The organism is Acinetobacter pittii (assembly GCF_034067285.1).
GTDB lineage: Bacteria > Pseudomonadota > Gammaproteobacteria > Pseudomonadales > Moraxellaceae > Acinetobacter > Acinetobacter pittii_E.
The window spans coordinates 1,789,115-1,815,164 of the sequence record NZ_CP139286.1 but is presented as its reverse complement, the minus strand read 5'-3'; the positions used below and the strand labels follow the sequence as shown (position 1 = coordinate 1,815,164).

Sequence of the window (26,050 nt, the reverse complement as noted above, 5' to 3'; positions counted from 1 at the left end):
TAATTTTCCAAATAAAAAAAACTGATTTAGGCAACTAAATCAGTTTTTTATTTATCGATTAATATTTATAGACTTTCTTCGAGTTTTAACACTTGTTTGTGTTTAGATTTCTCATAAATTACTTTTAGGCTAAGTGCAATAAATGAGATGAAGGTTGGTATTGCTAGAATAAAGAAAATACCGCTTAAGCTTAGGTTGAAAGTGAAAATGAGAGAGCCAAAGAAAGCGCCTAAAATTGCACCGATACGACTGATGCCATGCATCCATGAAACTCCAACCGCGCGGCATACTGCTGGATAGAACATAGCCGCAAGTGGCAGTAATGAAGACTGTGCACCAGCGAGTAAAGCACCAATTAAGAAAATAGTAAGACCCAATAAGAAAATATTTGAGCTCACCAAACCTGCAATAATGAATAGGACGAAAGCAATCAGATATGAATATTTAATGACTGTAGTTGGGTTCAGTTTATCCATGTACCATCCCATAATGGTTGCGCCAATTACACCACCAAAAGGGAAAATCGCGGCAATTAAACTAAACTGTTGGGTACTGAAACCTGCTGTTTTTAAAATCGTTGGCATCCAGCTTGTTAAAAGATAGAACACCAAAAGACTAGTAAAACAGCAGAGCCAAAGCATGCTTGAACCCCAAAGATATTTTCCTAAAACTACTTTAACCGGATTTTCATCCGATGCAGTTTCTGCTTGAGTTAAAACAAGTTTTACAGGCTCTTGAAAAGAATGACCTTGAATGTTTTCTAAGATACGCTGTGCTTTATCTTGTTGATGACGTGTAATTAAGTATTGCGTTGATTCAGGTAATTTAAGCAACAAAGCAACCACTAAAATTAGGGGAATGCTTCCGCCAATAATAATCACTTTGGCCCAGCCATAGCTTTCTAATAGATAAGCTGACAACACACCACCACAAGAAATACCCAGCATAAATCCACAGCCAGCAAGACCTGTAAGAAATGCTTTACGTTTTACAGGCATATATTCTGAGACAATGGTACTGATGTTTGGCATGGCCGCGCCTAGACCTACACCAGTAATAAAGCGATAAATCATTAAGTCTTGAGTTGAATTGGCAAAGCCACACAAAATGGTAAATATCGAAAATAAAAGGCTGGTAAAAACAATAACACCTTTACGACCAAATTTATCGGCTAATGGTCCCGAAATAATTGCGCCAATTGACATACCGACTAAAGCAGCACTTAAAACTGGAGCAAGTTGAGGCTTGGTAATTCCCCAGTCATCTAGTAATGCCGGGGCAACAAAACCAATAATTCCTGTATCTAGACCATCACAGAAAAAGACAAAAAAGCCTAGAATAAAAACCACCCACTGTAAGGGAGACAGTTTTTCGCGATTGATAATCGTATTCGCATCTATCGTTTTCATATGTATTCCTTCTTAAAATTATTTAATTCCCTGAGTAATTCAATGTATTCGTTACAAAACATGTATCTTTGATTGAACTATTTTTAGCCAGTCTTCACTATCCTATAAGTCCTAATCTTCATCCATTTTTTCCAAATTGATAAAAAGCAGTAATTTAATTTTTTAATTTAAGTTTTTGAAATATAGATGTTTCTTTGTTTTTAATTTTTATCCAGTTTGATTGATTTTGATAATTGCGCAGAGATTGGATAATGCTTGCAGCTTTTGGACAGTCTAAAAAAAATTTCAGATAGAAGATAAAGCCATAACAATGTCAGGAGTTGACACTATGGCTGGTCAAACCATTCAAATTAAAACTGCATCTGGAAAGCAGTTCAGTGCATATCTAGCGACGCCAGAAACAGGAAAAGGACCTGGAGTGGTGCTTTGTCAGGAAATCTTTGGGGTGAATGCAGCAATGCGGGAAAAGGCAGATTTTCTTGCAGAAGAAGGCTATACCGTTTTAGTACCTGATTTATTTTGGCGTGTAGCACCTAATATTGAACTGGGTTACACACCAGAAGATTTTCAAAAAGCTTTTGAACTTTATCAGCAATATGACGAAAATCTCGGTGTTGAAGATATTCAAGACAGCTTAGCTTTTTTAAAGACACGGCCAGAATGTGATACCTCTACAGGTCTCGGCGTGGTGGGCTATTGTTTAGGTGGAAAGCTAGCTTACTTGGCAGGCTGTCGACTTTCTGAAGTAGCATGTGCCGTAGGTTATTACGGTGTAGGTATTGAAAAAGCCTTAGATGAGTTAGCTAACGTAAAAGGGCGTTTGGTTTTACATATTGCAGAACTGGACCAATTTACACCGCGAGATGCGAGACAAGCGATTGTCGATGCAGCTAATCAATATTCAAATGTACAAGCTTATGTTTACGAAGGCGTTGATCATGCCTTTGCACGACCAAAAAGCAACCATTACCACAAACCTTCAGCACGCTTTGCTCACCAGCGTACAGTAACAGCTCTACATGAAACGATTGGACCGAAATATGACCTAGTCGCACTCTGGGAAGAGCATATCCGTCATGAGTTCGATACGCGTGACGTCCCCGCAACTATGGCAACAATGGTCGCAGAACCTTATGTCAACCATATTCCAACGTTAACTGGTGGGGTAGGCCAAAGCCAGCTTGCTCGTTTTTATCAGTATCACTTTGTTCATCAAAACCCGAAAGATATGAAGATCACTTCGATCTCTCGTACGGTTGGCTCAACGCAAGTGGTAGACGAGTTCATTATGAGCTTTACACACGACGCTGAAATTGACTGGTTATTACCGGGTGTAAAACCAACTGGTAAATACGTCGAAATTCCAATGTTAGGTGTAATTCAGTTCAGAGGTTCAAAGCTGTGTCATGAACATATTTACTGGGACCAAGCATCGGTGCTCGTTCAAATTGGTTTATTAGACCCAACAGGCTTACCAGTTGCAGGTGTCGAGACAGCGCGAAAACTTCTTGATGAAGATCTTCCTTCCAATACGTTGATGCCATCTTGGTCAAGTAGTGAAGGCAAGCCAGTCAGTTAAGGAGTATTTGCAATGAATATAAATTTAAGAGGAAAAGTCGCTGTGGTAAGCGGCGGTGCAACACTGATTGGTAAAGCTGTTGTGCAAGCCTTAGTCAGTGCAGGTGCTCATGTCGCTATCTTAGATATTGATGCCAAAGGCAAGGCAATTGCAGAAAGCTTTAACCATGATGTGATGTTTATTCAAACCGATTTAACCAGCGATGCGGCTATTCAACAAGCTGTGGCGGATATTCACCAACATTTAGGTGAAGTGAGTTACTTGGTCAATCTGGCATGTACCTACTTAGATGACGGTTTTAAATCTTCACGTCAGGATTGGTTACAAGCACTCGATATTAATCTGGTCTCTACAGTTGAGCTGAGCCGTGCTTTATACAATGACCTAAAAAAGCAACAAGGTTCAATTGTTAACTTTACTTCCATTTCAGCCAAAGTGGCACAAACAGGACGCTGGTTATATCCGGTTTCTAAGGCCGCGATACGTCAACTCACACAAAGCATGGCAATGGATTTTGCTGCCGATGGTATTCGCGTCAACTCTGTTTCACCGGGTTGGACATGGTCTCGTGTCATTGCAGAAGTCAGCGGTAATAACCGCGAAAAGGCCGATCGCGTGGCAGCCGATTATCACTTGCTAGGCCGATTGGGTCATCCCGAAGAAGTCGCCAATGTCGTTTTGTTTTTATTGTCACCCGCTGCGAGTTTTGTCACCGGAGCAGATTATGCAGTCGACGGTGGCTATTCAGTAATGGGCCCTGAAGGATCACAGCCCGCTATTCCACGTTTAGCCGAATAGCACAGCGTTTTAAAAGCACATTTAGAAAATTATGGAGAATATTATGCGCCGTATTGCAATTGTTGGAGCAGGACAGTCTGGTTTACAGCTTGGTTTGGGTTTATTAGATACAGGCTATGACGTAACCATGATCACCAACCGAACTGCCGATGAAATCCGTCAAGGTAAAGTCATGTCAAGCCAGTGTATGTTTCATACCGCTTTACAAACTGAACGAGACTTAGGTTTAAATTTTTGGGAAGAGCAATGTCCAGCGGTAGAAGGTATTGGGCTGGCTTTAGTCAATCCTGAAAATGGTGGTAAAGCATTTGAATGGAGTGCTCGTCTTGAGCGCTATGCTCAATCGGTCGATCAGCGCGTTAAAATGCCATATTGGATGGAAGAATTTGAACGCCGTGGTGGTCGCTTGGTGATTCAGGATGTGGGTATTGAAGAGTTAGAACAACTCGCAAACGACTACGAGCTTGTATTACTCGCGGCTGGTAAAGGTGAAGTCGTTAAACAGTTTGAGCGTGATGATGCGCGTAGCGTTTTTGATAAACCACAGCGCGCTTTGGCATTGACCTATGTCAAAAATATGAAGCCAATTTCCCCATACTCTCGTGTGACTTTTAATATTATTCCAGAAGTGGGCGAGTACTTTTCATTTCCAGCACTTACCGTGAATGGGCCTTGCGACATTATGGTGTTTGAAGGTATTCCAAATGGACCAATGGACTGCTGGCAAGATGTCAAAACACCAGAACAACATCTGCAATGCAGTTTGGACTTACTCAAGAAATTTGTGCCTTGGGAATATGAACGCTGCACAAATGTTGAGTTGACCGATGCTGGGGGTTATTTGGCAGGGCGTTTCCCGCCGACCGTACGCAAACCCGTTTTAACCTTACCGTCTGGCAAGAAGATTTTTGGCATGGCAGATGCCTTGGTGGTGAATGATCCGATTACTGGTCAAGGCTCAAACAATGCTGCTAAGTGTAGCAAAATCTATTTCGATGCCATTTTAGCCAATGATAATCAAAGTTTTAGCGAACAATGGATGGTTCAAACCTTTGAGCGTTATTGGGCTTATGCAGAAAAAGTCGTGGCTTGGACCAATAGCCTATTAGTGCCACCGCAGCCACATGTTGTTGAACTATTAGCAGCCGCAAGCCAAAACCAGAGTATTGCTTCAATTATGGCCAATAACTTTGATGACCCGCGCGCCTTTGCCCCTTGGTGGTTTGATGCAAATCAGGCTCAGGCATTCATGGCTTCAAAAACCGCAGCAAAAGTGGCTTAAGGTCAAAATATCAAAGGGAGAGTTAAAAATGGACACAATTGAAACTTTAGCTTTACAAGTGATTAATGCTGAAAATCCAAGAGAAATCCGTAATTTACTTGGTCAGTTTGCAACTGGCGTTACAGTGATTACAACCCGTGGTAAAGATGGTCGGAAAATAGGTATGACAGCCAATTCATTTTCGTCGCTGTCTTTAGACCCACCATTGATTTTGTGGAGCCTTTCAAAAACAGCGCCAAGTTTATCTGATTTTGTTGAAGCTGAATATTTTGCCATTCACATGTTGGCACAGGAGCATCACCAGCTTTCGGGACATTTCGCTCGAGGTGCTGAAGACAAGTTTGCTGGCGTTGCACATCAGCAATGCAATGCAGGTGTTCCAATTTTGACCGACGCACTCGCAACCTTGGTTTGCCGCAATGTAAATCAGTATGAAGGGGGAGATCACCTGATTTTTATTGGTCAAATTGAACAATACCAACAACGCCAAGGTGAACCATTGGTATTCCATGCCGGAAAGTATCGCATCGCCGCTGAGCATCCAGAATTAGCACATTAATTCACCACAATCACGATCAATCCGGTCGTGATTTTTTTATAGGAAATAAGAAGATGAAAAGCACTTTAATTAAACATGGCTTTTTAGCAGGGACGTTGTTGGGTTTACCATTGGTTTCGCATGCCTATGATTTACCGACTGTAAACTTAGGTATGACCAGCTTTCTCGATGGCGGCTTACCCGCAGGGCCCGGCTGGTATGCTCAAACCTATTTTCAAAATTACGATAGCAATAAACTGATCGATGCCAATGGACAAAAATTAGGTTTACCTAAAACAGATTTAAATTATCAAGTACTGGTTGAGCAGATTAGTTATTTATCGAATGTCCGAGTAAAAGATAAAGCCAGCCTAGGTATGAATTTTTTAATTCCTTTTGTCAGCAAAATGGACATGGATGATGGCTTGAATAATGCTGCTATTAAAGCCCAGAGTGGCTTTGGGGACATCATGATTGGGCCTTTTATTCAGTTCGATCCAGTCATGGGTGCACAAGGGCCGAAGTTTGTACATCGTTTTGAGTTTCAGGTGAATTTACCTACTGGCGAATACGATCAACAAAAAGATATTAACCCAAGTAATAACGCTGTTTCATTCGATCCTTATTGGGCTGCAACGTATTGGTTTAATCCCAAGTGGACCGCTTCAACACGTATTCATTATCTCTATAACTTTAAAAATGATGACCCTAGCTATGCATTTGCTGGAGCAAATGATATGCAAGCTGGGCAAGCAATTCATGCAAACTTTGCAACAGACTATGCCATTACTGAACAATTCCGCTTAGGACTAAATGGTTATTGGCTAAAACAAGTCACTGACACTGAAGTTGATGGTGAAAAAGTCAAAGGTAGACGTGAGCAAGTCTGGGCAATTGGTCCTGGTGCGATGTATAGTTTTTCTAAAAATGATCACTTGGTTGCAAATGCTTATTTTGAGCAAGATGCTGAAAATCGACCAGAAGGTACGCGACTACAAGTTCGTTATATCCATCATTTCTAAGTCATAAATAAAGCCTTTTGTATAAAACAATATAAAAGGCTTTTCTCTATTTTTAGTTTAAGAAAAAATTGAAGTAATTAAGCCTGAACCTTCACTGTGACCAGAGCGGCGAGTCGAAGAGGGTAACTCACCATAGCGGCGTTTATATTCTTGAGAAAAACGGCCTAAATGGGTAAATCCCCATTTAAATGCAACATCAGTGACCGATAGATTTTCATTATGCATGAGTTCTAAATGAGCTTGTTCAAAGCGTAATTCTTTTAGGTAAGACATTGGGGTTGTCCCCAAATAATTTTTAAAACCAGTAAATAGTGTTCTCACACTGACACCCGCATGTTCAGCCAAAATTTCGACATTCAGCGGCTCATGTAAATGTTCTTTAATATAGGCTTCAGTACGCTTCACAAAATAAGGAGAGACTGTTTTTTCTTTATGCTGATCTATTTTATGTAATGCATTATTGGGTTGACCATAAATAAGTGCATTAAATAGATTTGACTCAAATTGTTTAAAGGCTAAAGGGTGATGGAGCGGGTGTTGATCACATGCTAAAGCGTCCATCAATGTTCTAACAAGCTGTAAAAAGTAGGCTCCACTTTGTGTAGCAAAGTCTAATTTAGGATCAAAAACGAGTAAGTTATTTTCAGAATCAGCAATGTGCTGACGGCAATGGTAAGTAAAATCATCCTTTGAAACTTTTAGAATGAGCTGTGGTGAGTTCGCATGCCAGCGCATACGTAAAGATTGTTGAGGAGAAATAAGAGAAGCAACTTGAGAATAAGAAATAAATTTTTGTGAACCAAACTCGATTTCTGCATAGCCCTGAGTTGGGATCTGAATTAAGTAAAAGTTATCAAGGTGCTCTGGTTCAATAATGACATCCGCGCCATATTCTAAGCGGCTAATAGACAATGCGCCTGTTTTAACGTGGTGCATAGTGGCACTAAAATCTCGCTTCTGATGAGAGATTTTAAGATCATGTGGTTTAAAAATTTGCCCGACATTTCGGCAAGTTTCATTTAAATCGTGATGATCAAACACCAGATTATGATTGGTAAAGATAGACTCATTTTGAAAATGACGTCCACTGAGTTCGGGGGAGTTGGCTTGGTTCATATTTATCCCTTTTGGCTCACTCCTGTATTTACTTGTGTTGTAAAAGCTTTAAAACTTCGCTGCACAGCAAGTAAATACGGCACTTAAAAAATTAAGTTACTCGCAAATTATAATGAGATATAAGCAATATACAGACCAATTTATCCGCTAAGTAATATGATTTTCTCAAATTTTTAATTCGGATTTCGTCCATTAATTTAATAAATTCGAGAAATAGAATAGAGGGGCATAAAAGGTGCTATAAGTTAATCTCATCATGATCTTATTCCTTAAGATCTATCAAAATTTATAGCAAATCCGAGCGAACTGGTCAATTTATTTTGTCGGAATTTATTATTTTATGTTATTGATATATATAGTTTTTTTAATTTTAAAAACAAAAATTCAATATACCCTTATAAGAGTATATTGAATCATCCCATGTTTGAGTGGTTTTTAAGCTATTTATACTTTTAACGTGATGTATTGCTCTGTAAAAACTTCTCGCTGTAAATACGGTAGTTTTGCAAAGCTTGTTCATCTAACCAATTTTTCACGGCTTCAATCATTGGTGGTGGGCCACACAAATACATATCAAAAGCCTGTTCAGCCAGCTGATCTTTATTTAAGTGCTCATGGATATAGCCTGCTTTGCCTTGCCAAGCATCAGTTGCTTTAGTCACAATTGGGTGATAACTAAAGTTTGGTAACTGTTCTGCGTAGGCGTGTAAACGCTGTTGTTCACATAAGTCAGTTTCACTATTTACACCGTAGTACAACTGAACTGCAGGTGAGTTTGGTTGATCAACCAAGTTATCAAGCATTCCCAAGAAAGCAGATAATCCTGTTCCACCTGCAACAAAAACCAGTGGTCGTTCTACTTCGCGCAAATAGAAACTACCAAGCGGTGCTTCAATGAATAGGGGTTGTCCAACCTGACAGCGATCACGCAAGTAATTGCTCATGACACCGTCTGGCAATAAACGAATTAAAAATTGCAATTGATTGGTTGCGTTTGGTCTATTGGCAAAAGAATAAGAGCGCCAGTCTTCAGTATCGGGAATTTGCAAACGAGCATATTGACCCGGTAAAAACTGAAGTTGTGCAGCATGACTGCTCGCATCAAGATGCAAAATTGCTGTTGTTTCAGAAACCAGCTCAACCGCAGTCACTTTGGTTTCAATTTTTAAAGTATCACCAGCGTTACAGATAGCAGAATCATGATCAAAATAAAAAGCTGCATCTGATTTTACACGCGTCTGGCAAGCTAACATTTTACGCTCAGCCAAATCACGCTCACTTAATGCATCTTCATCAACATATTCTTGTTCATAAATTCCGGTTTCACATTGTCCCTGACAGGTACCACAAACACCTTCGCGGCAGTCTAACGGCAAGTTAATTCCTTGCCGAACTGCTGCATCAAGCAGTAATTCATCGTTATTTACCGAAATGAAAAAGGTTTTGCCATCGGCAAAGTTAAGTGCAACTGAATGTCCCATTTTTATTCCCCTTAAACGTGATAGAAGTCTAAAACGGAATCAATTTTGTCATTCAGCAAAATGCTGTGCTGACGACGAATACGGAAACTATCTGCGGTTTGACGTAAAAGATAAGTGGCGTGTCCGTAAAAACAGCCTTCTAAGCCTTGACGGTTATAAAGCGTTTGCCATGCAACTTTTGCTTCAATTAATCCATCATCTAGTGTTTTAACTCGAATGTTGTTTATGCTGTGCAAAGTACGTGGTAATGGTGTTGCAGATGCAGCTTTTCCGGTACGAATACGGAATACACGGTCTTCAAGCCCTGTACGGTCTGCATAATAAATATAAGACAAGCCCTGATTTGGATCTTGAACATAGTTATGGTCATCAATCCACTGTGGAATATGATATTCACTATCTTCATCGTAAAGGTCTAAATAGGCATCCCAGTCATAAGCATCGCAAAGCTCTGCCTTTTTGTACAAAAACTGAGATACAGCAAAATGTAGTTCTTGTGACATGGTTACACCTCATCCATTACGGCATTGTTTTCAAAAGTAATATCCTGCATTTTCAATGCTTTCTTGTTTAAGCCGTCGAGCATTAGGCGTTGCCAATGTCCATGTTGGTTTACATAGAGTCCTTCATGGGTAAACTCACGGCCAGTAATAACTGGTTGAATGCCTAAATCCTGTGAGTTTTTGGTCGCGCCATATTCCCAAGACTGACAACCACGCGAAATATCGCTCCAACGTTCAAGTCGTGCCTGAAAACCTTTTTGTTGCTCACGGAATTCAACTAGATCATCCGGCGTACCAAGACCCGACACATTAAAGAAATCTTCAAACTGGCGAATACGGTTACGGCGTGCTTCAGCAGATTCACCTTTAACACCAATACACTGACTAATGACTTCGGTTTTATTCCATGCCACAGGACGAACAATACGAAGCTGTGAACTAATCTGGTCCATAAAGAATAGGCTAGGGTACAAGTTCAAATTTCTTAAACGATGCATTGCCCATTCAGCATATTTTTCGCCATATTTTTCGACCATATATGGCATAACTGTGCTGTAACCCGGACGAACTGTTGGGTTTGGCATATCACTAAATAAAACACTATGGCCGTTTTTAAAACTAAACCAGCCATCGTCAGTTTCTGAGTCACCGGCACCTAACTTGCTATAGTCAAGCGTATCAAGTTCTTCACCTTTTGATGCATTGACTTGCTGACGGTGTTGAACTGTAGAGACATAGTTATAGTGAACAGTGCTGACATGATAGCCATCTAGGCCATTTTCATTTTGTAGCTTCCAGTTACCCGCAAAGGTATAAGATGACTTGCCTTGTAGTACTTCGAGTTCACCTGTTGGCGACTGGTTGACCATTAAATCAAGAAACAGTTTTGCATCGCCCAAAAAGTCTTCTAGAGAATCTGTTGCTTGAGTATCAAGGCTTACAAATACAAATCCACGATAGCTGGCAATACGGCCTTGTTTTAAGCCACGGCTTGATTTATCAAAATCTTCACAATATTCGCCAGGTGCTTTGACTTTAACTAAGCGACCATCTGACTTATAGCACCATGCGTGGAATGGACAAGTAAATGTAGATTGATTGCCTTTAGCAACCCGTGTTAAGGTTGCGCCACGATGTTCACAAGCATTGACCATCGCGTGTAATTCGCCTTTACCATCACGGCTCACAATAATCGGCTGACGACCAATTTGGACTGTTAGAAAATCATGATTGTTTGGAATTTCACTTTCGTGGCATGCATAAATCCAAACCTTTTCAAAAATAAGTTCCATTTCCAAGTCAAATAGTTCAGGCTCGGTAAACATATTACGTGCAATACGAAACACGCCATCGTTAGGACGGAAGTCGATACATCCATCTATAAAATCATTCCATTGTTTTAAATTAGATGAGGTCATTTGCTCAATCCTCCATTCATTCAGCTTTTAACTGATTGAACCGCGATTAAGCCATTGCCTCTATCCGTTTTTTCCAGATCTTTATCCACTTTGTGCAGATTTGATTTTTTAAATGAACTCTTTTTATGAAAGAGTAGAGATTTAAAATTGTATGTGTTTTAACCTATTAAAATTCCTTATAATATTAATGAGCATAAAATGAAATTTTGTGAACTAAGCCCATGAAAGAAAAAAACTTAAAATTACAAATTAGAATTCTTTTAGAGCAGAATATTGCATTTGGTCCGGGTAAGGCAGACTTACTTGAAGCAATTGAAAGAACGGGGTCGATCTCACAAGCCGCAAAATCTATGAATATGAGCTACCGCCGTGCATGGCAATTGGTCGATACAATGAATCAGTGCTTTCAAACGGCTTTAGTTGAAACTCAAACGGGCGGAACACATGGTGGTGGGGCAGCCATCACAGCTCTGGGCCAAAAAGTCTTACAGCATTATCGGCAAATGCAAATTAATGCTCGACAAGCTTTAGAACATGAATATCAAATCATGAGTAGCTATTTAAAAGGTTAAATGAAAACTTTCATAGTGACTCAATTTTTTAATGTGGTATAGCTTTTGCTTAATATAAATTGCACGCTGAAAAAGCACTGCTGCAATTTTCAGTTACACAGACAATGACGTCTATTCTGCACAATCGTAAAAGATGGTCTGGGATAGGCGTTTTTTATTGTGTATCTAAAAAAGTAGTTGGCATAAACGACTGATATTTATGGTTATCTCTATGTGATTTTTGGCATAGGGATGACCATAAAACCAATTAAATTAGACACTAAAGTTTAAAAGAAAATAAGTTTTATATAGTGCTCTTAAATGGTTAGCCTCACTACCGAGTGCACCAAAATGAAGTTTTAAATACAAATTGCGCTATTTACCTTCATTCCGATCATCTATATTTGACGAATTATGCTTTTCATAATTTTTGTATGGCGCTATATTCTTGGGTATATATCGCTGCAAAAAACGACAACAAGGTAAGACATAATGGTAAGTGATAGAAAGATAAAAAAATTAGCTTTAGCTTGTTCAGTCCTCAGCATAGGATTGGTCTTTAATATTCCAGCCAAGGCTGAATCAGTTACTGTTTATGCAGCAGCCAGCTTAACCAATGCCATTAATGATTTAGAAAAAATTTACGAAAAACAAAATAATATAGAAGTCAAAACTTCATATGCAGGTTCATCGACATTAGCGAAACAAATTGAAGCTGGGGCACCAGCCGATGTATTTATCTCTGCTGATACGCAGTGGATGGATTATCTACAAAACAAAAAATTAGTTGCAACAAATGACCGTGTAAATTTATTAGGCAATCGTTTGGTTCTAATTACTCCAAAAGGGCAGTCCTTAAGTGTAAAACTAGATAAAACCACCGATCCAAATAAAGTGTTTACCGGAAAGATTTGTACAGGGGATACTAAAAGTGTGCCTGTAGGCAAATATGCTAAACAAGCTTTTACCCATTTAGGTTGGTGGAACCGTATTGAGCCAAAGTTAGTTGAAACAGAAGATGTTCGAGCTGCATTAAACTTTGTTGCGCGTGGTGAATGTCAGGTTGGGATTGTCTATGCAACTGATGCAGCAATCAGTAAAGACGTAAAAGTAGCTGGCGTATTTCCGGAAAATTTGCATTCGCCAATTACTTATCCTATAGGGATAATTAAAAAGAATCCGAACTCAACAAAGTTCTATCAATTTTTACAAAGCAACCAAGCTAAAGCCGTATTTAGAAAATATGGTTTTAACGTGTTGGTTCCAGTTAAACCATGATGTTTTCTTTAACCCCAGAAGAGCTCAGCGTTCTGCAACTTTCTTGTAAGGTTGCAGCAAGTTGCCTTGTGGTCAGTATTATTCCTGCGATTTGTGTGGGATGGTTTTTGGCGCGTAAAGAGTTTTGGGGTAAGTCATTCATTGAAACATTGGTATTTTTACCTTTGGTTTTACCGCCAGTTGTACCGGGTTATTTGCTATTACAAGTTTTTGGGAGTCGCGGCTTTATTGGGCAATATTTGGCACCGCTTGGAATTGATCTTGCATTTAACTGGAAAGGCGCCGTTCTTGCTTCTGCAGTGATGGGTTTCCCGCTATTGGTTCAATCTATTCGTCTAGCGATTGAACTGGTCGATCAGCGTTTAGAAATGGCAGCAAAAACATTAGGTGCCTCATCTTTAGGGGCTTTTTTTCATGTCACATTGCCTCTTGCCAGCAGTGGTATTTTAATTGGTGCTATTTTATGTTTTTGTCGCAGTTTAGGTGAGTTTGGGGCTACCATTACCTTTGTGGGTAATATTTCAAATGAAACACGTACTTTGCCTCTAGCCATGTATAGCCTAATGCAACAACCCGATACCGAGACCGCTATTCAAAGGCTTATTGTTTTGTCGCTAAGCGTGGCTTTTTTAGCGTTATGGTTTGCACAGTGGTTTCATCGTTATCAAAAGAAGCGTTTAGGACGGTGAGATTATGTTGATTGAATGCCGTTTTCAGCTACAAATGGGTCAATTTCATATTGAACCTAGTTTCCAGTCAGATGCTTCTGTTATTGGCTTATTCGGTGCCTCTGGGGCAGGTAAAACATCAATTCTACATGCCATTGCAGGATTAAATACACCACGCAGTGGAGTCATTAAAATACAGGATCAAACATGGTTTGATTCAAATCAGAAAATTAATTTGAGCACACAAAAGCGACATGTTGGTTTGGTTTTTCAAGATGCTCAGCTTTTTCCGCATAAAACGGTAAAGCAAAATTTATTATTTGGTCTTAAACATCTGTCCCAACAAGAACGTCACTTTGAAGCAGATTATATTATTGAGTTATTAAAGTTAGAGCATTTATTACAACGTATGCCGATTAAACTTTCAGGGGGGGAAAAACAGCGCGTGGCACTGGGTCGAGCATTGTTATATTCACCTAAGCTATTACTGCTTGATGAACCTTTATCAGCACTTGATGCGAACCATAAAGCTGAAATTATTCCTTTTTTTCAAAAGGTAAAACAGGAAATAAAAATTCCGATGATTTATGTGAGTCATGATATTCAAGAAATTAAACAACTGACCGAAACAATGTGGGTTTTATAATTTTTCATATTCCACACATTATTTCAGTCTGGTTAATTCAAGGTTGTTAGCTAGCCCATAAACTGCCTGTTGGAGCAGATTTTAGGCGATCTTGGGCTTGTTGATAAAAACGCCAGAAAGCGAAAGCAAAAATCATAGCTAAGAAATCAACCACTAATATTTCTCCGCTATGTACCCATAAGCCACTTTGAGGAATGAAGTAAGCTAAAAGGGATGTTAGCGGAATCGCAAATAACACTAAAACCAGAGTTAACAGCAGTTGTGGTAGAGCTTTTGCATAGCCAATCACAAAGGTATAAATCAAACTCAGTAGGAAAATCGCATAATAACCATACATAAAGAGGTGATTCATACTTTCAATATTGAAAGCAGCGAAAAGCCAACGACTGGCTAACATTGTGCCCACGACTGCTAAAACACATCCTAAACAGGCGCCTATAGTTAAGTTAGCAAGGAACACTACATCTTTACGTTGAACAGGAACTGGATCTTCAACACGCTTTTGCTTACGTGCACGAGTTTCAACCCAAAGAATGTTGCCCGTATAAAATAAAAAAGCGCCACCGACACCTAACACAAAATAAATCCAACGTACGCCCATACCACCAAAACTTCCAAAATGTAAGCTGAACATAGCGTTGATTAGCTTATTACCGGCATCAGTCTGTGTGTTAATACCTTTATGATTAAAGTGCTCAACTGCATATGGGTTCATACGCATAAAGTCATGATTCGCACCACGCAACATCTGATCTGAACTATAGAGGGCAATACGTGCATTGGCTTTTTCAGGCTTATCCAGACCACTGAACTGGATATAGTCTACTGAATATTCAGGCGCTACTTTTTTGGCTTGAGCTAATATTTGCTGAACATCGATTTGTGTTTGTTTTGGTTGTATAAGTGCCGGGGGAGAACGCTGGAAAACAGGCTGTCCTTTGAGTGCAAGTTGTCCAATAGCATCATAAAAAAAGTCATGAAAAGCAAAGACAATAACGCTAATACTAATAATGATGTGGAATGGTAAGCTGGTAATTCCAATCACGTTATGCGCATCTAACCAAAAGCGCTTTTTATTTTTACCAGGACGAATGACAAAATAATCCTTTACCAAGGTGGGTAATAGAATGATTACCCCTGAAAGCAGGGCAAGAAAATATAGAATCGAAACAACACCCATCACATAAAGGCCTAGACCGTGATGGCCTACCATGCCCGGTATACCTGCTGTTTCATGCAACTGTTCAATTAGCCAACCTGCCTTAGATAAGTTTTCTTGAGCAACGATTAACTGACCTTTATCGTCTAAGCTTGCCATCCACGTAGTTTGAGCAGCATTAAAGCCATCTCCACGTTCATGTTCACTCCAGGTAATGGGCGCATAGTGAAATTCATTGGACGATAAATTTAGTGTGAAGTTCTTTTGCGCAGCAGGATAGGCAGTCTGTACTTTTTGAATGAGTTCATTATATTGGTCGGGTGAGACTTTCGGTAAAACTTGCTGTGTTGGCGTAGCCCACTTACTAATGTGGTGCTGAAACATGCTGAGCCCACCAGCAAAGAAACAGATAAAAAGCAAAATCCCAGCACATACACCCACCCAAGTATGCATGCTTTTTGCTAATTTCATGATGTCTGAACGTACTTTCATGTTTAACCCCGTAATACAAAAATACAGCTATACGCTAGGGCATTGGCAGTCAATAAATAGATAAGCGCTTTTCGCCCAGTCGTAAAAAAATAACTGCCAAACATAATAGGCATCCAAACCCAAGGAACACTCCACATCCCCAATTGCACCAATAAATCCATGGCTATATAAGGTTGGCCTAATAAAACAATCAAATTACCAATCGCGATAGAAAGACTTAGACCAAAAACACCACCAGCAAAAGTTTTACTCCACCAGTCTGGCTGGATCGGAGACTGAATTTTAGCTTTCATGAAACCAGTTTCCGTTTAAAAAGCGCCATAAAAGGGAGAAACGACCAAGCAAAAATGATGAGCATGAACCAACAAAAAGCGGCAACAACTTTTGGTAAGCTTGCAAAGAGTGCAATAAATCCAATGCTTAATAGCACTAGACCCAAATACTTAAAGAGAGTAGGAAGATGTTGAGACAACAGATTCTGGTTGCTATGACTACAATAGATACTGACCGCTCCCAACAGGGTCAAAAAAAGTCCTATAAGTTTCATAATCGATGTTTATAAGTAAATTAAAATCAAAATTTACCCAACAGTATAAGTAAATAATAATTATTATCAAATGATAAATATAATTATTTATAGATTTGCAGTATGTAAGTTAAGATAGAAGATAACTCATTAAAAATATTTATTTTGAAGCCGAATCCAGTGAGTCATTATCTATACATTCCTGAACCACTCAGTAAATCAATTTATGAAATTTCGAACCCTATTTTTCTTACATCCGAGCTATTTTGTTATGGTCTAGATTTATCAAAAACGCATCATTTGCATATAGACCAGCAATTAGAGCATCCCCTAAAAATTGCTCAAGCGCGTGTCGAACGTAAAAATGAGTACTTATGTGGCAGAGTATTAGCTCAGGCAGTTTTAAATCATCATTTCGGTTTAGATCAGCCAATAACCTCGATGCATGAACCTTTGCCTATTTGGCCATCTCATGTTTTGGGGAGCATTAGTCATTCACAAAATAAGTTAATTGTTGCGCTATCTAATAATGCGATTTATTTGGGAATTGATATTGAGCACTGGGTGACCTCAGAATTTGCTCTAGAGAGTGCACATCTTGTTTTAACACCATCTGAGTTTGATTTATGGAAAAATAAAGTGGCTGAGTTTTTTGATTTTGCCCATTATGTGAGCTTAATTTTTTCTATAAAAGAAAGTCTATATAAAGCGGTTTATCCCACTGCAAAGCAATATATCGATTTCTTAGAAGCATCGATCGTTGATATTAATTTTGAAAATCAAACATTAACGCTAACTTTTTTGCCAGAAATTCAAAAGCGCTATCAACTCTTAGAACAATATCAAGGTGGCTGGACTGTAGAACAAGACCATATTATGACTTGGGTTTTTCAGGCACGAAATTTTGCTTAAAACAAAAGAAGGCAACGAATTGCCTTCTTTTTTATTTAGGGTTTAATTTTCTTGTAACTTAGGATCTTGGAATCCTGTTTTACGCATATCTTGAGAGTTGAATAAGAACATAAACCCTACTGCAAAGCTTAATATACCAAAGAAGAGGATACTTCCTGATATAGGTAAAAACCGTGTTAAAAGACCTAAAGTTGTGGTGGCAATTGAGTCACCTAATGCATCTTGTGCAAGCCAGATTGAATTAATACGTCCTAAATATTCATCAGGGGTATGTCCTTGCACAATGCTGTATTGAAGCAAGTTCGCAATCGACATCAAATATCCGAAAACGCATAAAATTGGCAAAGTCACGATTAACCATGGTGAAAGCCCAATCATAATCATGCAGCTAAAAACGCCTAAACACGTATAGAGCATGACCAAGCCGGGTCTGAGTAACCGTGTTGTCCAACCACTGAGTAAAGCACCTAATGTTGAACCTAAAGGCACTGCTGAATACATAAGACCGAGTTCAAATGCACCGCCGTGAAAGATTTCATCTGCCATTTGCGGAAGAATAATGCGAATAGCACTGCTAAAACTAAGCAATGTGCCTATTAAAATCGTGCTACCGACTACTTTATTTTTAAAGACGAATTTAAAGCCTTGGACTAATTGGCGAAGAGGGCTCTCGCCATTTGATGCATGTTGCGGTTTAAGCGCAGGTAGCCCCATTAATAAAAATACAGTAAGTAAAGTACCCACTGTTGAGACCCAATACACGGTCGCAACACCGCTAGCAGCAATTAATATACCGCCGATTGCAGGTGAAATAACGGTTGCAAGACGTACGGATACCATACTAATAGCACGGGCTTGTACAATATTTTCGCGCCCTACAATCACAGGCATAATCGCCATCATTGCGGTTACACCGAGTGCACCAAAGAAACCATCCCATGCTGAAAGGAAATAAATAGCATAGAGCGAAGGTTGCTCAAACATGGCATTAATCGCGAGGCCAGCAAAGCCTAAGCCACATACACCACGTGCCAATAAAATTAGCCATTTTCGATCTTTGCGATCTGACAGCAAACCACCAAGCAATAAACCAATAAACATGGCAATGCCTTCAAAAGCCATTGCAACGGCAACATTTAATGAACTACCCGTAATGTCATAGACTTGTTTTGGAATAGCCACGACTAACATACCAATGGTTAACAATGACAATGTGCGGGCAATAAATACATGTCGGAAATGAGCATTGCGTTTTAAAAGACTAAAATCGGTCAATATAGATTTGAAGCTCATGGCGTGTGCTCCTCTAAACCGCGCGCCTGACAAATCATGCGGTTTAAAATCGGACCAAGTGTTTCAAGCTGCTGCGGAGACAATATATTGGTATGGTCCGCTTCACTCAGTCGAACAATATTGAGTTTTTTGACTAAAGGTGACCATTGTTGTTCTGGTTGAATATACGGCAGCAAGTCTTTTTCAGCGACAACTACGTGTAATTCACCATCAAAGTGCGGCATTTTATAAGGTTTTAATAAACGGACCGCATCGCGATAGTTCGCAAAAATATCCTCTTGTAAACGGCGGGTTTCTTCACTTAAAGCCATATCTGCATCAGCTAAAATATCATTGAAGAATTGAAGCTGTTCTTGTTCAGCTTCAGCATTCATTTCCTCTACCGACAAATCTAACCACTGATGAATTTCAGCAGGGTAAGTGTCTAATAAACCAAGAAAATCAACTTTTTCACCTTGTTCAGTTAACTTCGCTGCAACGGCATAAGCCACAGTGCCGCCAAGTGAATAACCTAGTAACGTATAAGGTCCTGTTGGTTGTTGCTTACGAATAATCTCAAGTTGTTTTTCAACCAGTTCGTCCATATCAGCGCTATTTGCCAATAGACCTTCAGGTCGAGGAGACTGCAACCCAATAATGGGTAATTCAGAGTGTAGATAACGATTCAGCACTGTATATTGCCATGCCGAACCAGAACCCGGGTAGAAACAGAACAATGGATGCCCAGAACCAGAACGGATTGGTAAAATAGGCTGCATGCCAGTTTGTTCAACTTCTGCCAAACGTTCTTGTGTAAGAAGTAAAGCTGCTAAACGTTGAATCGTGACATGACTCATCAACTGGCCAATTGGAATGGTCCGCTTAAATACTTTTCGGATTTCAATTGCAAGCTTCATCACCAAAATGGAATGTCCACCAATCGCAAAGAAATCTTCGTTTACACCAATATTTTGATCTGTATTTAAAACTTGCTGGAATATACGTGTCAGCTCATGTTCAAAAGCAGTGGTAGCGTACTGTTTTTCTGTATTTGAAGACTCTAGCTGCGGTTGTGGCAGTGCTTTACGGTCCAGCTTCCCATTATGACTTAATGGGAATTTCTCAACTAGCATATAGTGTGTAGGCACCATATAAGTTGGAAGCTGTTTCGCCAATTGTTTCTTTAACTGGTCGATGTCCACAGGTGCAGTTGTTTGCAAGTAAGCGACCAATTGAACATCTGCTTTATTTTGCTCAGAAGAGATAGGATGTACAACCGCATCAAGACCACTGAGTAAGCGTAATTGCTGTTCAATTTCACCCAGTTCTATACGTTGACCTCGTATTTTTAGCTGATCATCAGCACGGCCCACATATTGAATACTGCCGTCTGCATGCCAACGGGCAATATCACCAGTACGGTACATGCGTTGACCTGCTGTAAATGGATTTGCCACAAAACGTGTTGCCGTTAAGTCCGCTCGATATAAATAACCCATGGCCAGTTGATGGCCTGCTAAATAAAGCTCACCGTCTACTCCAACAGGTACAGGACGTAAGTATTTATCTAAAATATAAAGCTGGGTATTCCAGACTGGATAACCAATTGCGACGCTACTTTCTTCAGGGTGTAAGCCTAGTGTTGCATCCATACAACTCACATCTACGGCCGCTTCTGTTGGGCCATATAAGTTATGTAGCTCACAACTAAAATGCTCGGTAAATGATTTTGCTAGAGCTGTTGGTAATGCCTCACCACTACAGAACACTCGGCGAATTGGTAAACTTTGACGCTGAGCAGATGACAAAATTTCGGTGGCAGCATTTTCAAAAACAGCCAACATTGACGGTACAAAATGTAATGTTGTTACCTGATATTTTTGAATGAGACTTAATAATGCCAATGGGTCACGGTGTGCATCTATAGGTGCCATCACTAGTCGTGCACCTACTAAATATGACCAGAAAAACTCCCATACTGAAACATCAAAAGTGCATGGCGTTTTTTGCAAAATCGTATCGGTTGCTGACAGCGGATACTCTGATTGCATCCATAAAATACGGTTCACAATGGCTTGGTGAGAAACCATGACACCTTTTGGCTGGCCTGTTGTACCTGATGTATAGATTAAATATGCCGGGTGCTGTGGGGTAATAACTGTCGTTTTATAGCTACTTAAATCAATCTTTGTTTCATCAAATAATTCATTAAAAGCAAAGGTAGCTATTGATGGGTGAACAATAGCTGCTAAATCTTTTTGTTCACCAATCACAAGTTTAGATTTAGCATCTTGCAACATAAATTTGATGCGTTCAGACGGATGTTGTAAATCAATAGGTAAATAAGCTGCACCTGCTTCAATTACCGCCAAAATCGCAATACTCAGTTTGACTGATCTTGGCAGGGCAACGGCAACAATATCTCCAGCCTGTACACCCGCGATTTGTAATTGCTGTGCTAATGCACAAACTTGCAAACGCAGTTCACTGAAACTGAGCTGATGATTTTCATCAGATAACGCCGTTTGTTCAGGCGTAATTCGAGCTTGTTCTCTGAGTAATTGCTGTAACGTGCTTTGGCGAACATAGTATTGGGTTTGATTTGTTTTCTGGACTAAATCGTGTTCTTCAGCCAGCTGTAAGCGATAATGACTTAGAGACGTCTCTGGTTCATTTAGTGCAATTTCAATCAATTGAACCATTCGCTCTAAGAAATGTTCTGGCTGATCAATTACACCACGCTGTTCGAGTAATAGTTCAATTTGATGATCAGGAATAACCAACAAAGCAAGCGGATAATGGCTATAACCGCGATTTGTAATTTTGGAAATAGCAGCATCACCAAGTTTTTGCTGTAAATACTGGTTATCTGGGTAGTTTTCTACAACTAACAAACTATCGAAAAGATTGCCCTGAGCTATCAATTGCTGAATTGCACTTAGTCCTAAACCATCATGTTCTAAATGTTCAACATGCAATTGCTGTAACTGAGGCAATTGTTCCCAAAGTGTTTGCTGCATGTTGAGTTTTACACGCACCGGAATCGTATTTAAAAACAATCCAATCTGCTGCTCTAAACCATTGATAGGTGCCGAACGCCCCGAAACAGGAGTACCAAACACAATATCTTCACGATGAGCATAAATATTTAAAGTCATTGCCCAAATCATTTGCATGAAGACATTGAGCGTGATGCCTTGTTGGCGTAATTTATGTTGAAGTTTTGCACCCAACTCGGCACTTAAACGATATGACGTTTCCTGTACAGCTTGCTGTGCTTGATTAAATAAAATAAGTGGTTGTAAATCAGCTAAATCACGTTGCCATATCGCTTTTGACGTTTCATGATCACGCCCAGATAAAGCTTTAATCACCGTTTCATAACTATGTTCAAGCACTGGCAGTGGTTGGTTAGTTTGCTGATAGGCTTTAATAAAGTCTTGTAAAAATAGTGGAGTTGACCAACCATCTGTTAAAAGATGATGCACCATAATCAATAATTCGGATTGTTCAGGAGCATGTTGAATTAAGGTTGCCCGAATTAAGCCATAGGGTTGGTCAAGGTGAATCGGTTGCTGTAATGCCTCTTGAATGGTTTGCTCAAGTAAATCGGAAGTAACCGAACAAAACTGAACTGGCCAAGCTTGAGTAGGGTGTAATGAATAGATAAAAATAGGTTCTTCAGCTAATTCGCTATCAAAATGCCCACCTAATTGAGGGTGACGTTTTAATACGGTAATCAACGCTTGCTGTAAACGTACCGGATCAATGTCTCCATTCAAGCTCAGACGAGTAAAGGCATTATAATTTGATTGATTTTCTACTTGAGATAAGAACAACATGCCTTTTTGCAAAGGAAGCAAAGGCAAAATCGTGCTGTTTTTTCCATATTTTTCTTGAACTTTTTGTTCTAGGTCCGCTGAAAATAACGGTTTTGAAACGGCCGCTTGTTGCTCATCTAAACGGGTAAGTTGCGGCGCTATAGCGGCAACTGTTTTAAATTGGAATACATCACTTGGTCTTAAGCCGTAACCACGTTGGCGCAATTGAGTACAAAGCATAATAGCCGAAATACTATCGCCACCTGTCATAAAGAAGTCGTCATCAATCCCAATAGCGTCAAGCTTAAGAACAGATGCAGTAATTTGGCATAAAAGCTGTTGCTCAGGCGTTTCGGCTATTCGGCTATGGGTACGAATTTGTGGCTTTGGCAGTGCTTTTTTATCGACTTTACCACTTACATTTCGTGGGAACTCGGACATGACAGTTAGAGCAGAAGGCACCATATATTCAGGTAAGTTTTGACGTAACTGACTTAAATATTGCTGACTTAGTTGTTCACTGGTTTTTTCATCAAGTTCAATGTCTTTGACTACACAGTAACCAAGTAAACGATGACTGTTATTAATCGGTTCTGCAATCACGACTGCGCTTTCAACATTGGTTAAAATCGAAAGTGCATTTTCAACTTCACCAATCTCGACTCGATAACCACGAATTTTAATCTGGTCATCACAGCGCCCCATAAACTCAAGTTTACCCGCACTATTCCAGCGGACTAAATCACCCGTACGGTACATGCGCTGTCCATGTTCAAATGGATTCGCTACAAAGCGGGCAGCACTTAAGTCAGCGCGACCTAAATAACCATTGGCGATCCCAAAGCCAGAAATATACAGCTCACCAATGACGCCAGTCGGGCATCGTTGTAAATGACGATCTAATACATAGGCCTGTGTATTACCAATAGGGTTACCAATGACAGGGCGAGCGGTCTGTTTTAATTCTGCTCGGAAAGTATCAACCGTATATTCTGTTGGGCCATATAAGTTATGAGCAAAAAGCGCTGGCTGAGCATTGAGCTGTTGCCATAAGGCTAGAGGTGCAGCTTCACCACCAATCAAAATAAGACTTGGATGATGCTGATTTTCAACAAATAAGCCGTTTGTCATCATTTGCGCACAAAAAGATGGCGGTAAATCCAGTGTATCGATTTGTCGTTGTTGAATTTCTTGCACTAAGCCAAATGCATCACGACGCATGTTTTCATCAAAAATATGTAGCTCTTGGCCCCATAACATCCAGAAAACTTGCAACCAAGATGAATCAAACGAGAAAGAGTGGGTATGCGCTGCACGTAACGGACGGTCAGGGAAACGCTCATTTACCGCTTCTAATACTGGCCAATAAATGGTTGGTTTATGCGACAAAATGAGATTGAGTAAAGAACCATGTGTGTTCATTACTCCTTTAGGGCGACCCGTACTTCCTGAGGTAAAAATTACATATGCAACATCTTGGAAATCAAATTTACGATTTTCGGCAGAAATATCACTCGCGTCTTGCTTTCGAATTTGTGTTTGAACATCTTCCTGATCAAGATATAACTGCTGAATATTTTGTGGTAGTTGCTGTGCAAGAGCTTGTGTTGTTAATACAAATAATGGATTTGCATCTTCACACATCATTTGCATACGATCGATTGGATAATCTAAATCGAGAGGTAAGAAACTCGCACCAGAATTGAGTACAGATAACATCACCACAACTGAGTCAATCGAACGAGGAATAGCTCCCGCAATCACAGTTTGCTTTCTGGCTCCATTTTCTTGTAAAAAACGAGTCAGTTGATTCACTTTTACTGCAAGCTCAGCAAAACTGAGATGCTGAAGGTTTGGACGTTCACCACTCACAATGGCGGTACGTTCAGGATATTTTTTCACTTGCTCATAAAAAATATCTAAAACATTATTATATTGTTCAGGATGACTAACACGCGGACCAATACCACTTTGGGTCAGGGCGGTAAGCTCTTGTGGTGTTGTAATATTAAAATTGCTACATGGCTGTTCTGGACGAATCAAGGCTTGTTCGAGCAATAACGTTAAGCGTTGACCGTGGTTAAATAGCTCATCTTGTGTATAACGCTGCGAATCTGCACGTAATTCGATAATGAGTTCATGATCTTGAACAATGAAAGAAAACTCAAAATCATCAATTGGTCCTGTAGAAATATGGTGTGTTTTGACCTTTTCCCCATCAATCACCAAGTCTTGATCAAAAGCTTTATAATTTAAAATAGGGCCGTACATTCGTTCATGAATATCGATACTATTTAAATCTCTTAAAATTTGTTCTGCATCGTATTTTTGATGCGGGCGAATTTCTTGTAATTGCTCTTGTACGTGTTGAGCCAAGCTCACCCAACTATCTTTTTCAGCAACTTTAAACTTCACAGGTAGAACATTTACCGTAGGTAAGGTTGAGCGAATCGCTTTTGAACCTAAACGGCGCATAAATGGAATACCGTTAACCAACTCGGCTTTATCGGTCATTTTGTAAATATAATGTAATGACAATGACATCATCATGTCATTCAAAGCTAATTTAGATTGCTCAGCTAAAGCTTGAATCTGCTCTAAAATTCCTGTTGAAAAACGCAGCTGATGCTTAATAAATGTCGCTGTAGTTTTTGCCGCTAAATGATGAGTACTTAAACTAACTGGACTAGGTAAATCTTCACAATATGCTTTCCAGAAAGTTTGGTCTATTTTAAATTGATGGCTATTTTCATAAGCCTGACGCTCAGAAATAACATCATTGACGCCAATGAACGGAGAAATCGAAAGGTCTTTTTCTTCTTGTAATTGTTGATAGAGTTCAACAATACGTTTGGTTAGGTTAATCATGCTAAAACCATCAAGCATGATGTGGTGATAACGTTGATACCAATACACTTTGTCATGCGTCGTAAACAACACCTGACGAAACAGTTGAGATTCACCCGCTTTAAGTGATTTAGCACATTGACGATCTGATGGCATCCAGTCCCATAAACGTTGCTGAGCTTTTTTAGGCGTTAAATGACAAAAATCAAATTCTTCAATTTGAAACTGAACTTGGTTATTAAGCTCAATAAACGGTTGAGATGGGTCAGATGAATACGAAGCAATGACTGTGTCGGCTTCATTTAAGCCGATTTGAATTGCTTTTTTAAATGTGGGGATGTCGACAGTTTTTGGTAGTTCCAAACAATGCGCAATGGTATATAAATCTTCAATTGAACTTAAATGATCGGCAAGGAAAATGCCGAGCTGAGTAGAGGCCAATTCAAAACGAGTGGGTTGTGAAAGGTCCGGAGTAAATTCATTATTTAATGCCTGATTCATGATAATACTCCTTTACGCTTGTTGAAAGGGGTTAATCGCAACCCAGTGCTTTTCCACATATGCAATACACGAAGCCCGTGTATCCGGTCCATGCTGAACATCCCAACCCGACGGCACCTGATGTTGAGCAGGCCATAAACTGAACTCACCTTGTTGATTTTTTAAAACCTGAAAAGACAAACTTTCGTTATCGAAAGGATTAATATAGTTTTCCTGTAAGTTGCTCATGAT

General features: G+C 39.7%; 20 protein-coding genes. 10 read left to right on the top strand and 10 right to left on the bottom strand.

The window, feature by feature from the left end; translation table 11 throughout:
• Window positions 1-65 precede the first annotated feature (65 nt).
• Window positions 66-1,409: an aromatic acid/H+ symport family MFS transporter gene (locus SOI81_RS08480; protein WP_320541557.1), complete on the bottom strand. Its 1,344-nt coding sequence runs from the start codon at window positions 1,407-1,409 to the stop codon at window positions 66-68.
• A gap of 328 nt (window positions 1,410-1,737) precedes the next feature.
• Between SOI81_RS08480 and tcbE the strand changes: the two genes are divergently transcribed.
• Genes tcbE through SOI81_RS08455 form a run of 5 tightly spaced genes read left to right on the top strand, consistent with a single transcriptional unit; the run spans window position 1,738 to window position 6,628 of the window.
• On the top strand, window positions 1,738-2,988 hold the full coding sequence (gene tcbE, locus SOI81_RS08475; RefSeq protein WP_239976371.1) for a dienelactone hydrolase family protein: 1,251 nt from the start codon (window positions 1,738-1,740) through the stop codon (window positions 2,986-2,988).
• Between the two features lie 12 nt (window positions 2,989-3,000).
• Window positions 3,001-3,786: an SDR family oxidoreductase gene (gene bacC / locus SOI81_RS08470; RefSeq protein ID WP_239976372.1), complete on the top strand. Its 786-nt coding sequence runs from the start codon at window positions 3,001-3,003 to the stop codon at window positions 3,784-3,786.
• 43 nt (window positions 3,787-3,829) lie between these two features.
• A complete protein-coding gene (locus SOI81_RS08465) occupies window positions 3,830-5,068 on the top strand; it encodes a styrene monooxygenase/indole monooxygenase family protein (protein WP_217487697.1) in 1,239 nt (412 codons plus the stop codon).
• Between the two features lie 28 nt (window positions 5,069-5,096).
• Window positions 5,097-5,627 (top strand): flavin reductase family protein, encoded by a 531-nt coding sequence (locus SOI81_RS08460; protein WP_239967754.1) that lies wholly within the window; start codon window positions 5,097-5,099, stop codon window positions 5,625-5,627.
• A gap of 53 nt (window positions 5,628-5,680) precedes the next feature.
• Window positions 5,681-6,628, top strand: coding sequence for a transporter (locus SOI81_RS08455; protein ID WP_239976373.1), 948 nt, complete (start codon window positions 5,681-5,683; stop codon window positions 6,626-6,628).
• Between the two features lie 57 nt (window positions 6,629-6,685).
• Here the strand turns inward: SOI81_RS08455 and eutR are convergent, their stop codons facing one another.
• The 4 genes from eutR to antA form a co-directional block, all read right to left on the bottom strand.
• Window positions 6,686-7,744 (bottom strand): AraC family transcriptional regulator, encoded by a 1,059-nt coding sequence (gene eutR / locus SOI81_RS08450; RefSeq protein WP_239976374.1) that lies wholly within the window; start codon window positions 7,742-7,744, stop codon window positions 6,686-6,688.
• 452 nt (window positions 7,745-8,196) lie between these two features.
• Window positions 8,197-9,231, bottom strand: a complete 1,035-nt coding sequence (gene antC / locus SOI81_RS08445) for an anthranilate 1,2-dioxygenase electron transfer component AntC (protein ID WP_320541576.1) — start codon at window positions 9,229-9,231, stop codon at window positions 8,197-8,199.
• Window positions 9,232-9,236: 5 nt separating this feature from the next.
• Window positions 9,237-9,728 carry an anthranilate 1,2-dioxygenase small subunit gene (gene antB, locus SOI81_RS08440; RefSeq protein ID WP_163120440.1) on the bottom strand — a complete coding sequence of 164 codons (492 nt, stop codon included), beginning with the start codon at window positions 9,726-9,728 and terminating at the stop codon, window positions 9,237-9,239.
• Between the two features lie 2 nt (window positions 9,729-9,730).
• Window positions 9,731-11,146 (bottom strand): anthranilate 1,2-dioxygenase large subunit, encoded by a 1,416-nt coding sequence (gene antA, locus SOI81_RS08435; RefSeq protein ID WP_206221529.1) that lies wholly within the window; start codon window positions 11,144-11,146, stop codon window positions 9,731-9,733.
• Between the two features lie 221 nt (window positions 11,147-11,367).
• Here antA and modE point away from each other — a divergent pair, with 221 nt between their 5' ends.
• From modE to modC, 4 genes are all read left to right on the top strand, one after another.
• The gene (gene modE / locus SOI81_RS08430; RefSeq protein WP_239976377.1) at window positions 11,368-11,718 is read left to right on the top strand and encodes a winged helix-turn-helix domain-containing protein; all 351 of its coding nucleotides are present in this window, start codon (window positions 11,368-11,370) and stop codon (window positions 11,716-11,718) included.
• 471 nt (window positions 11,719-12,189) lie between these two features.
• Window positions 12,190-12,975 carry a molybdate ABC transporter substrate-binding protein gene (modA, locus tag SOI81_RS08425; RefSeq protein ID WP_239976378.1) on the top strand — a complete coding sequence of 262 codons (786 nt, stop codon included), beginning with the start codon at window positions 12,190-12,192 and terminating at the stop codon, window positions 12,973-12,975.
• A complete protein-coding gene (modB, locus tag SOI81_RS08420) occupies window positions 12,972-13,664 on the top strand; it encodes a molybdate ABC transporter permease subunit (RefSeq protein WP_239976379.1) in 693 nt (230 codons plus the stop codon). The genes modA and modB overlap by 4 nt, the downstream gene beginning before the upstream one ends.
• 4 nt (window positions 13,665-13,668) lie before the next feature.
• Window positions 13,669-14,289, top strand: a complete 621-nt coding sequence (gene modC, locus SOI81_RS08415; RefSeq protein WP_239976380.1) for a molybdenum ABC transporter ATP-binding protein — start codon at window positions 13,669-13,671, stop codon at window positions 14,287-14,289.
• Between the two features lie 46 nt (window positions 14,290-14,335).
• Here modC and SOI81_RS08410 read toward each other — a convergent pair whose 3' ends face one another.
• Window positions 14,336-15,940, bottom strand: coding sequence for a PepSY-associated TM helix domain-containing protein (locus SOI81_RS08410; protein ID WP_320541556.1), 1,605 nt, complete (start codon window positions 15,938-15,940; stop codon window positions 14,336-14,338).
• 2 nt (window positions 15,941-15,942) lie between these two features.
• A complete protein-coding gene (locus SOI81_RS08405; protein ID WP_239976382.1) occupies window positions 15,943-16,233 on the bottom strand; it encodes a hypothetical protein in 291 nt (96 codons plus the stop codon).
• Window positions 16,234-16,646: 413 nt separating this feature from the next.
• Between SOI81_RS08405 and SOI81_RS08400 the strand changes: the two genes are divergently transcribed.
• Entirely contained in the window at window positions 16,647-17,378 is a 732-nt protein-coding gene (locus tag SOI81_RS08400; protein WP_239976383.1) for a 4'-phosphopantetheinyl transferase family protein, read from the top strand.
• A 42-nt stretch (window positions 17,379-17,420) separates the two neighbouring features.
• On the opposite strand, the gene entS is transcribed toward SOI81_RS08400, so the two are convergent.
• The 3 genes from entS to SOI81_RS08385 are packed head-to-tail and all read right to left on the bottom strand — an operon-like array spanning window position 17,421 to window position 26,047.
• Window positions 17,421-18,671 carry an enterobactin transporter EntS gene (entS, locus tag SOI81_RS08395; RefSeq protein ID WP_239976384.1) on the bottom strand — a complete coding sequence of 417 codons (1,251 nt, stop codon included), beginning with the start codon at window positions 18,669-18,671 and terminating at the stop codon, window positions 17,421-17,423.
• The gene (locus tag SOI81_RS08390) at window positions 18,668-25,819 is read right to left on the bottom strand and encodes a non-ribosomal peptide synthetase (RefSeq protein ID WP_320541555.1); all 7,152 of its coding nucleotides are present in this window, start codon (window positions 25,817-25,819) and stop codon (window positions 18,668-18,670) included. Before SOI81_RS08390 ends, entS begins: the two co-directional genes overlap by 4 nt.
• A 12-nt stretch (window positions 25,820-25,831) precedes the next feature.
• Window positions 25,832-26,047: an MbtH family protein gene (locus tag SOI81_RS08385; protein ID WP_003651732.1), complete on the bottom strand. Its 216-nt coding sequence runs from the start codon at window positions 26,045-26,047 to the stop codon at window positions 25,832-25,834.
• Between the last annotated feature and the right edge of the window lie 3 nt (window positions 26,048-26,050).

Coding starts and splice junctions, on each gene's coding strand:
- SOI81_RS08480 (WP_320541557.1), bottom strand. CDS start 1,409: ATGAAAACGATAGATGCGAATACGATTATCAATCGCGAAAAACTGTCT.
- tcbE (WP_239976371.1), top strand. CDS start 1,738: ATGGCTGGTCAAACCATTCAAATTAAAACTGCATCTGGAAAGCAGTTC.
- bacC (WP_239976372.1), top strand. CDS start 3,001: ATGAATATAAATTTAAGAGGAAAAGTCGCTGTGGTAAGCGGCGGTGCA.
- SOI81_RS08465 (WP_217487697.1), top strand. CDS start 3,830: ATGCGCCGTATTGCAATTGTTGGAGCAGGACAGTCTGGTTTACAGCTT.
- SOI81_RS08460 (WP_239967754.1), top strand. CDS start 5,097: ATGGACACAATTGAAACTTTAGCTTTACAAGTGATTAATGCTGAAAAT.
- SOI81_RS08455 (WP_239976373.1), top strand. CDS start 5,681: ATGAAAAGCACTTTAATTAAACATGGCTTTTTAGCAGGGACGTTGTTG.
- eutR (WP_239976374.1), bottom strand. CDS start 7,744: ATGAACCAAGCCAACTCCCCCGAACTCAGTGGACGTCATTTTCAAAAT.
- antB (WP_163120440.1), bottom strand. CDS start 9,728: ATGTCACAAGAACTACATTTTGCTGTATCTCAGTTTTTGTACAAAAAG.
- antA (WP_206221529.1), bottom strand. CDS start 11,146: ATGACCTCATCTAATTTAAAACAATGGAATGATTTTATAGATGGATGT.
- modE (WP_239976377.1), top strand. CDS start 11,368: ATGAAAGAAAAAAACTTAAAATTACAAATTAGAATTCTTTTAGAGCAG.
- modA (WP_239976378.1), top strand. CDS start 12,190: ATGGTAAGTGATAGAAAGATAAAAAAATTAGCTTTAGCTTGTTCAGTC.
- modB (WP_239976379.1), top strand. CDS start 12,972: ATGATGTTTTCTTTAACCCCAGAAGAGCTCAGCGTTCTGCAACTTTCT.
- modC (WP_239976380.1), top strand. CDS start 13,669: ATGTTGATTGAATGCCGTTTTCAGCTACAAATGGGTCAATTTCATATT.
- SOI81_RS08410 (WP_320541556.1), bottom strand. CDS start 15,940: ATGAAAGTACGTTCAGACATCATGAAATTAGCAAAAAGCATGCATACT.
- SOI81_RS08405 (WP_239976382.1), bottom strand. CDS start 16,233: ATGAAAGCTAAAATTCAGTCTCCGATCCAGCCAGACTGGTGGAGTAAA.
- entS (WP_239976384.1), bottom strand. CDS start 18,671: ATGAGCTTCAAATCTATATTGACCGATTTTAGTCTTTTAAAACGCAAT.
- SOI81_RS08390 (WP_320541555.1), bottom strand. CDS start 25,819: ATGAATCAGGCATTAAATAATGAATTTACTCCGGACCTTTCACAACCC.
- SOI81_RS08385 (WP_003651732.1), bottom strand. CDS start 26,047: ATGAGCAACTTACAGGAAAACTATATTAATCCTTTCGATAACGAAAGT.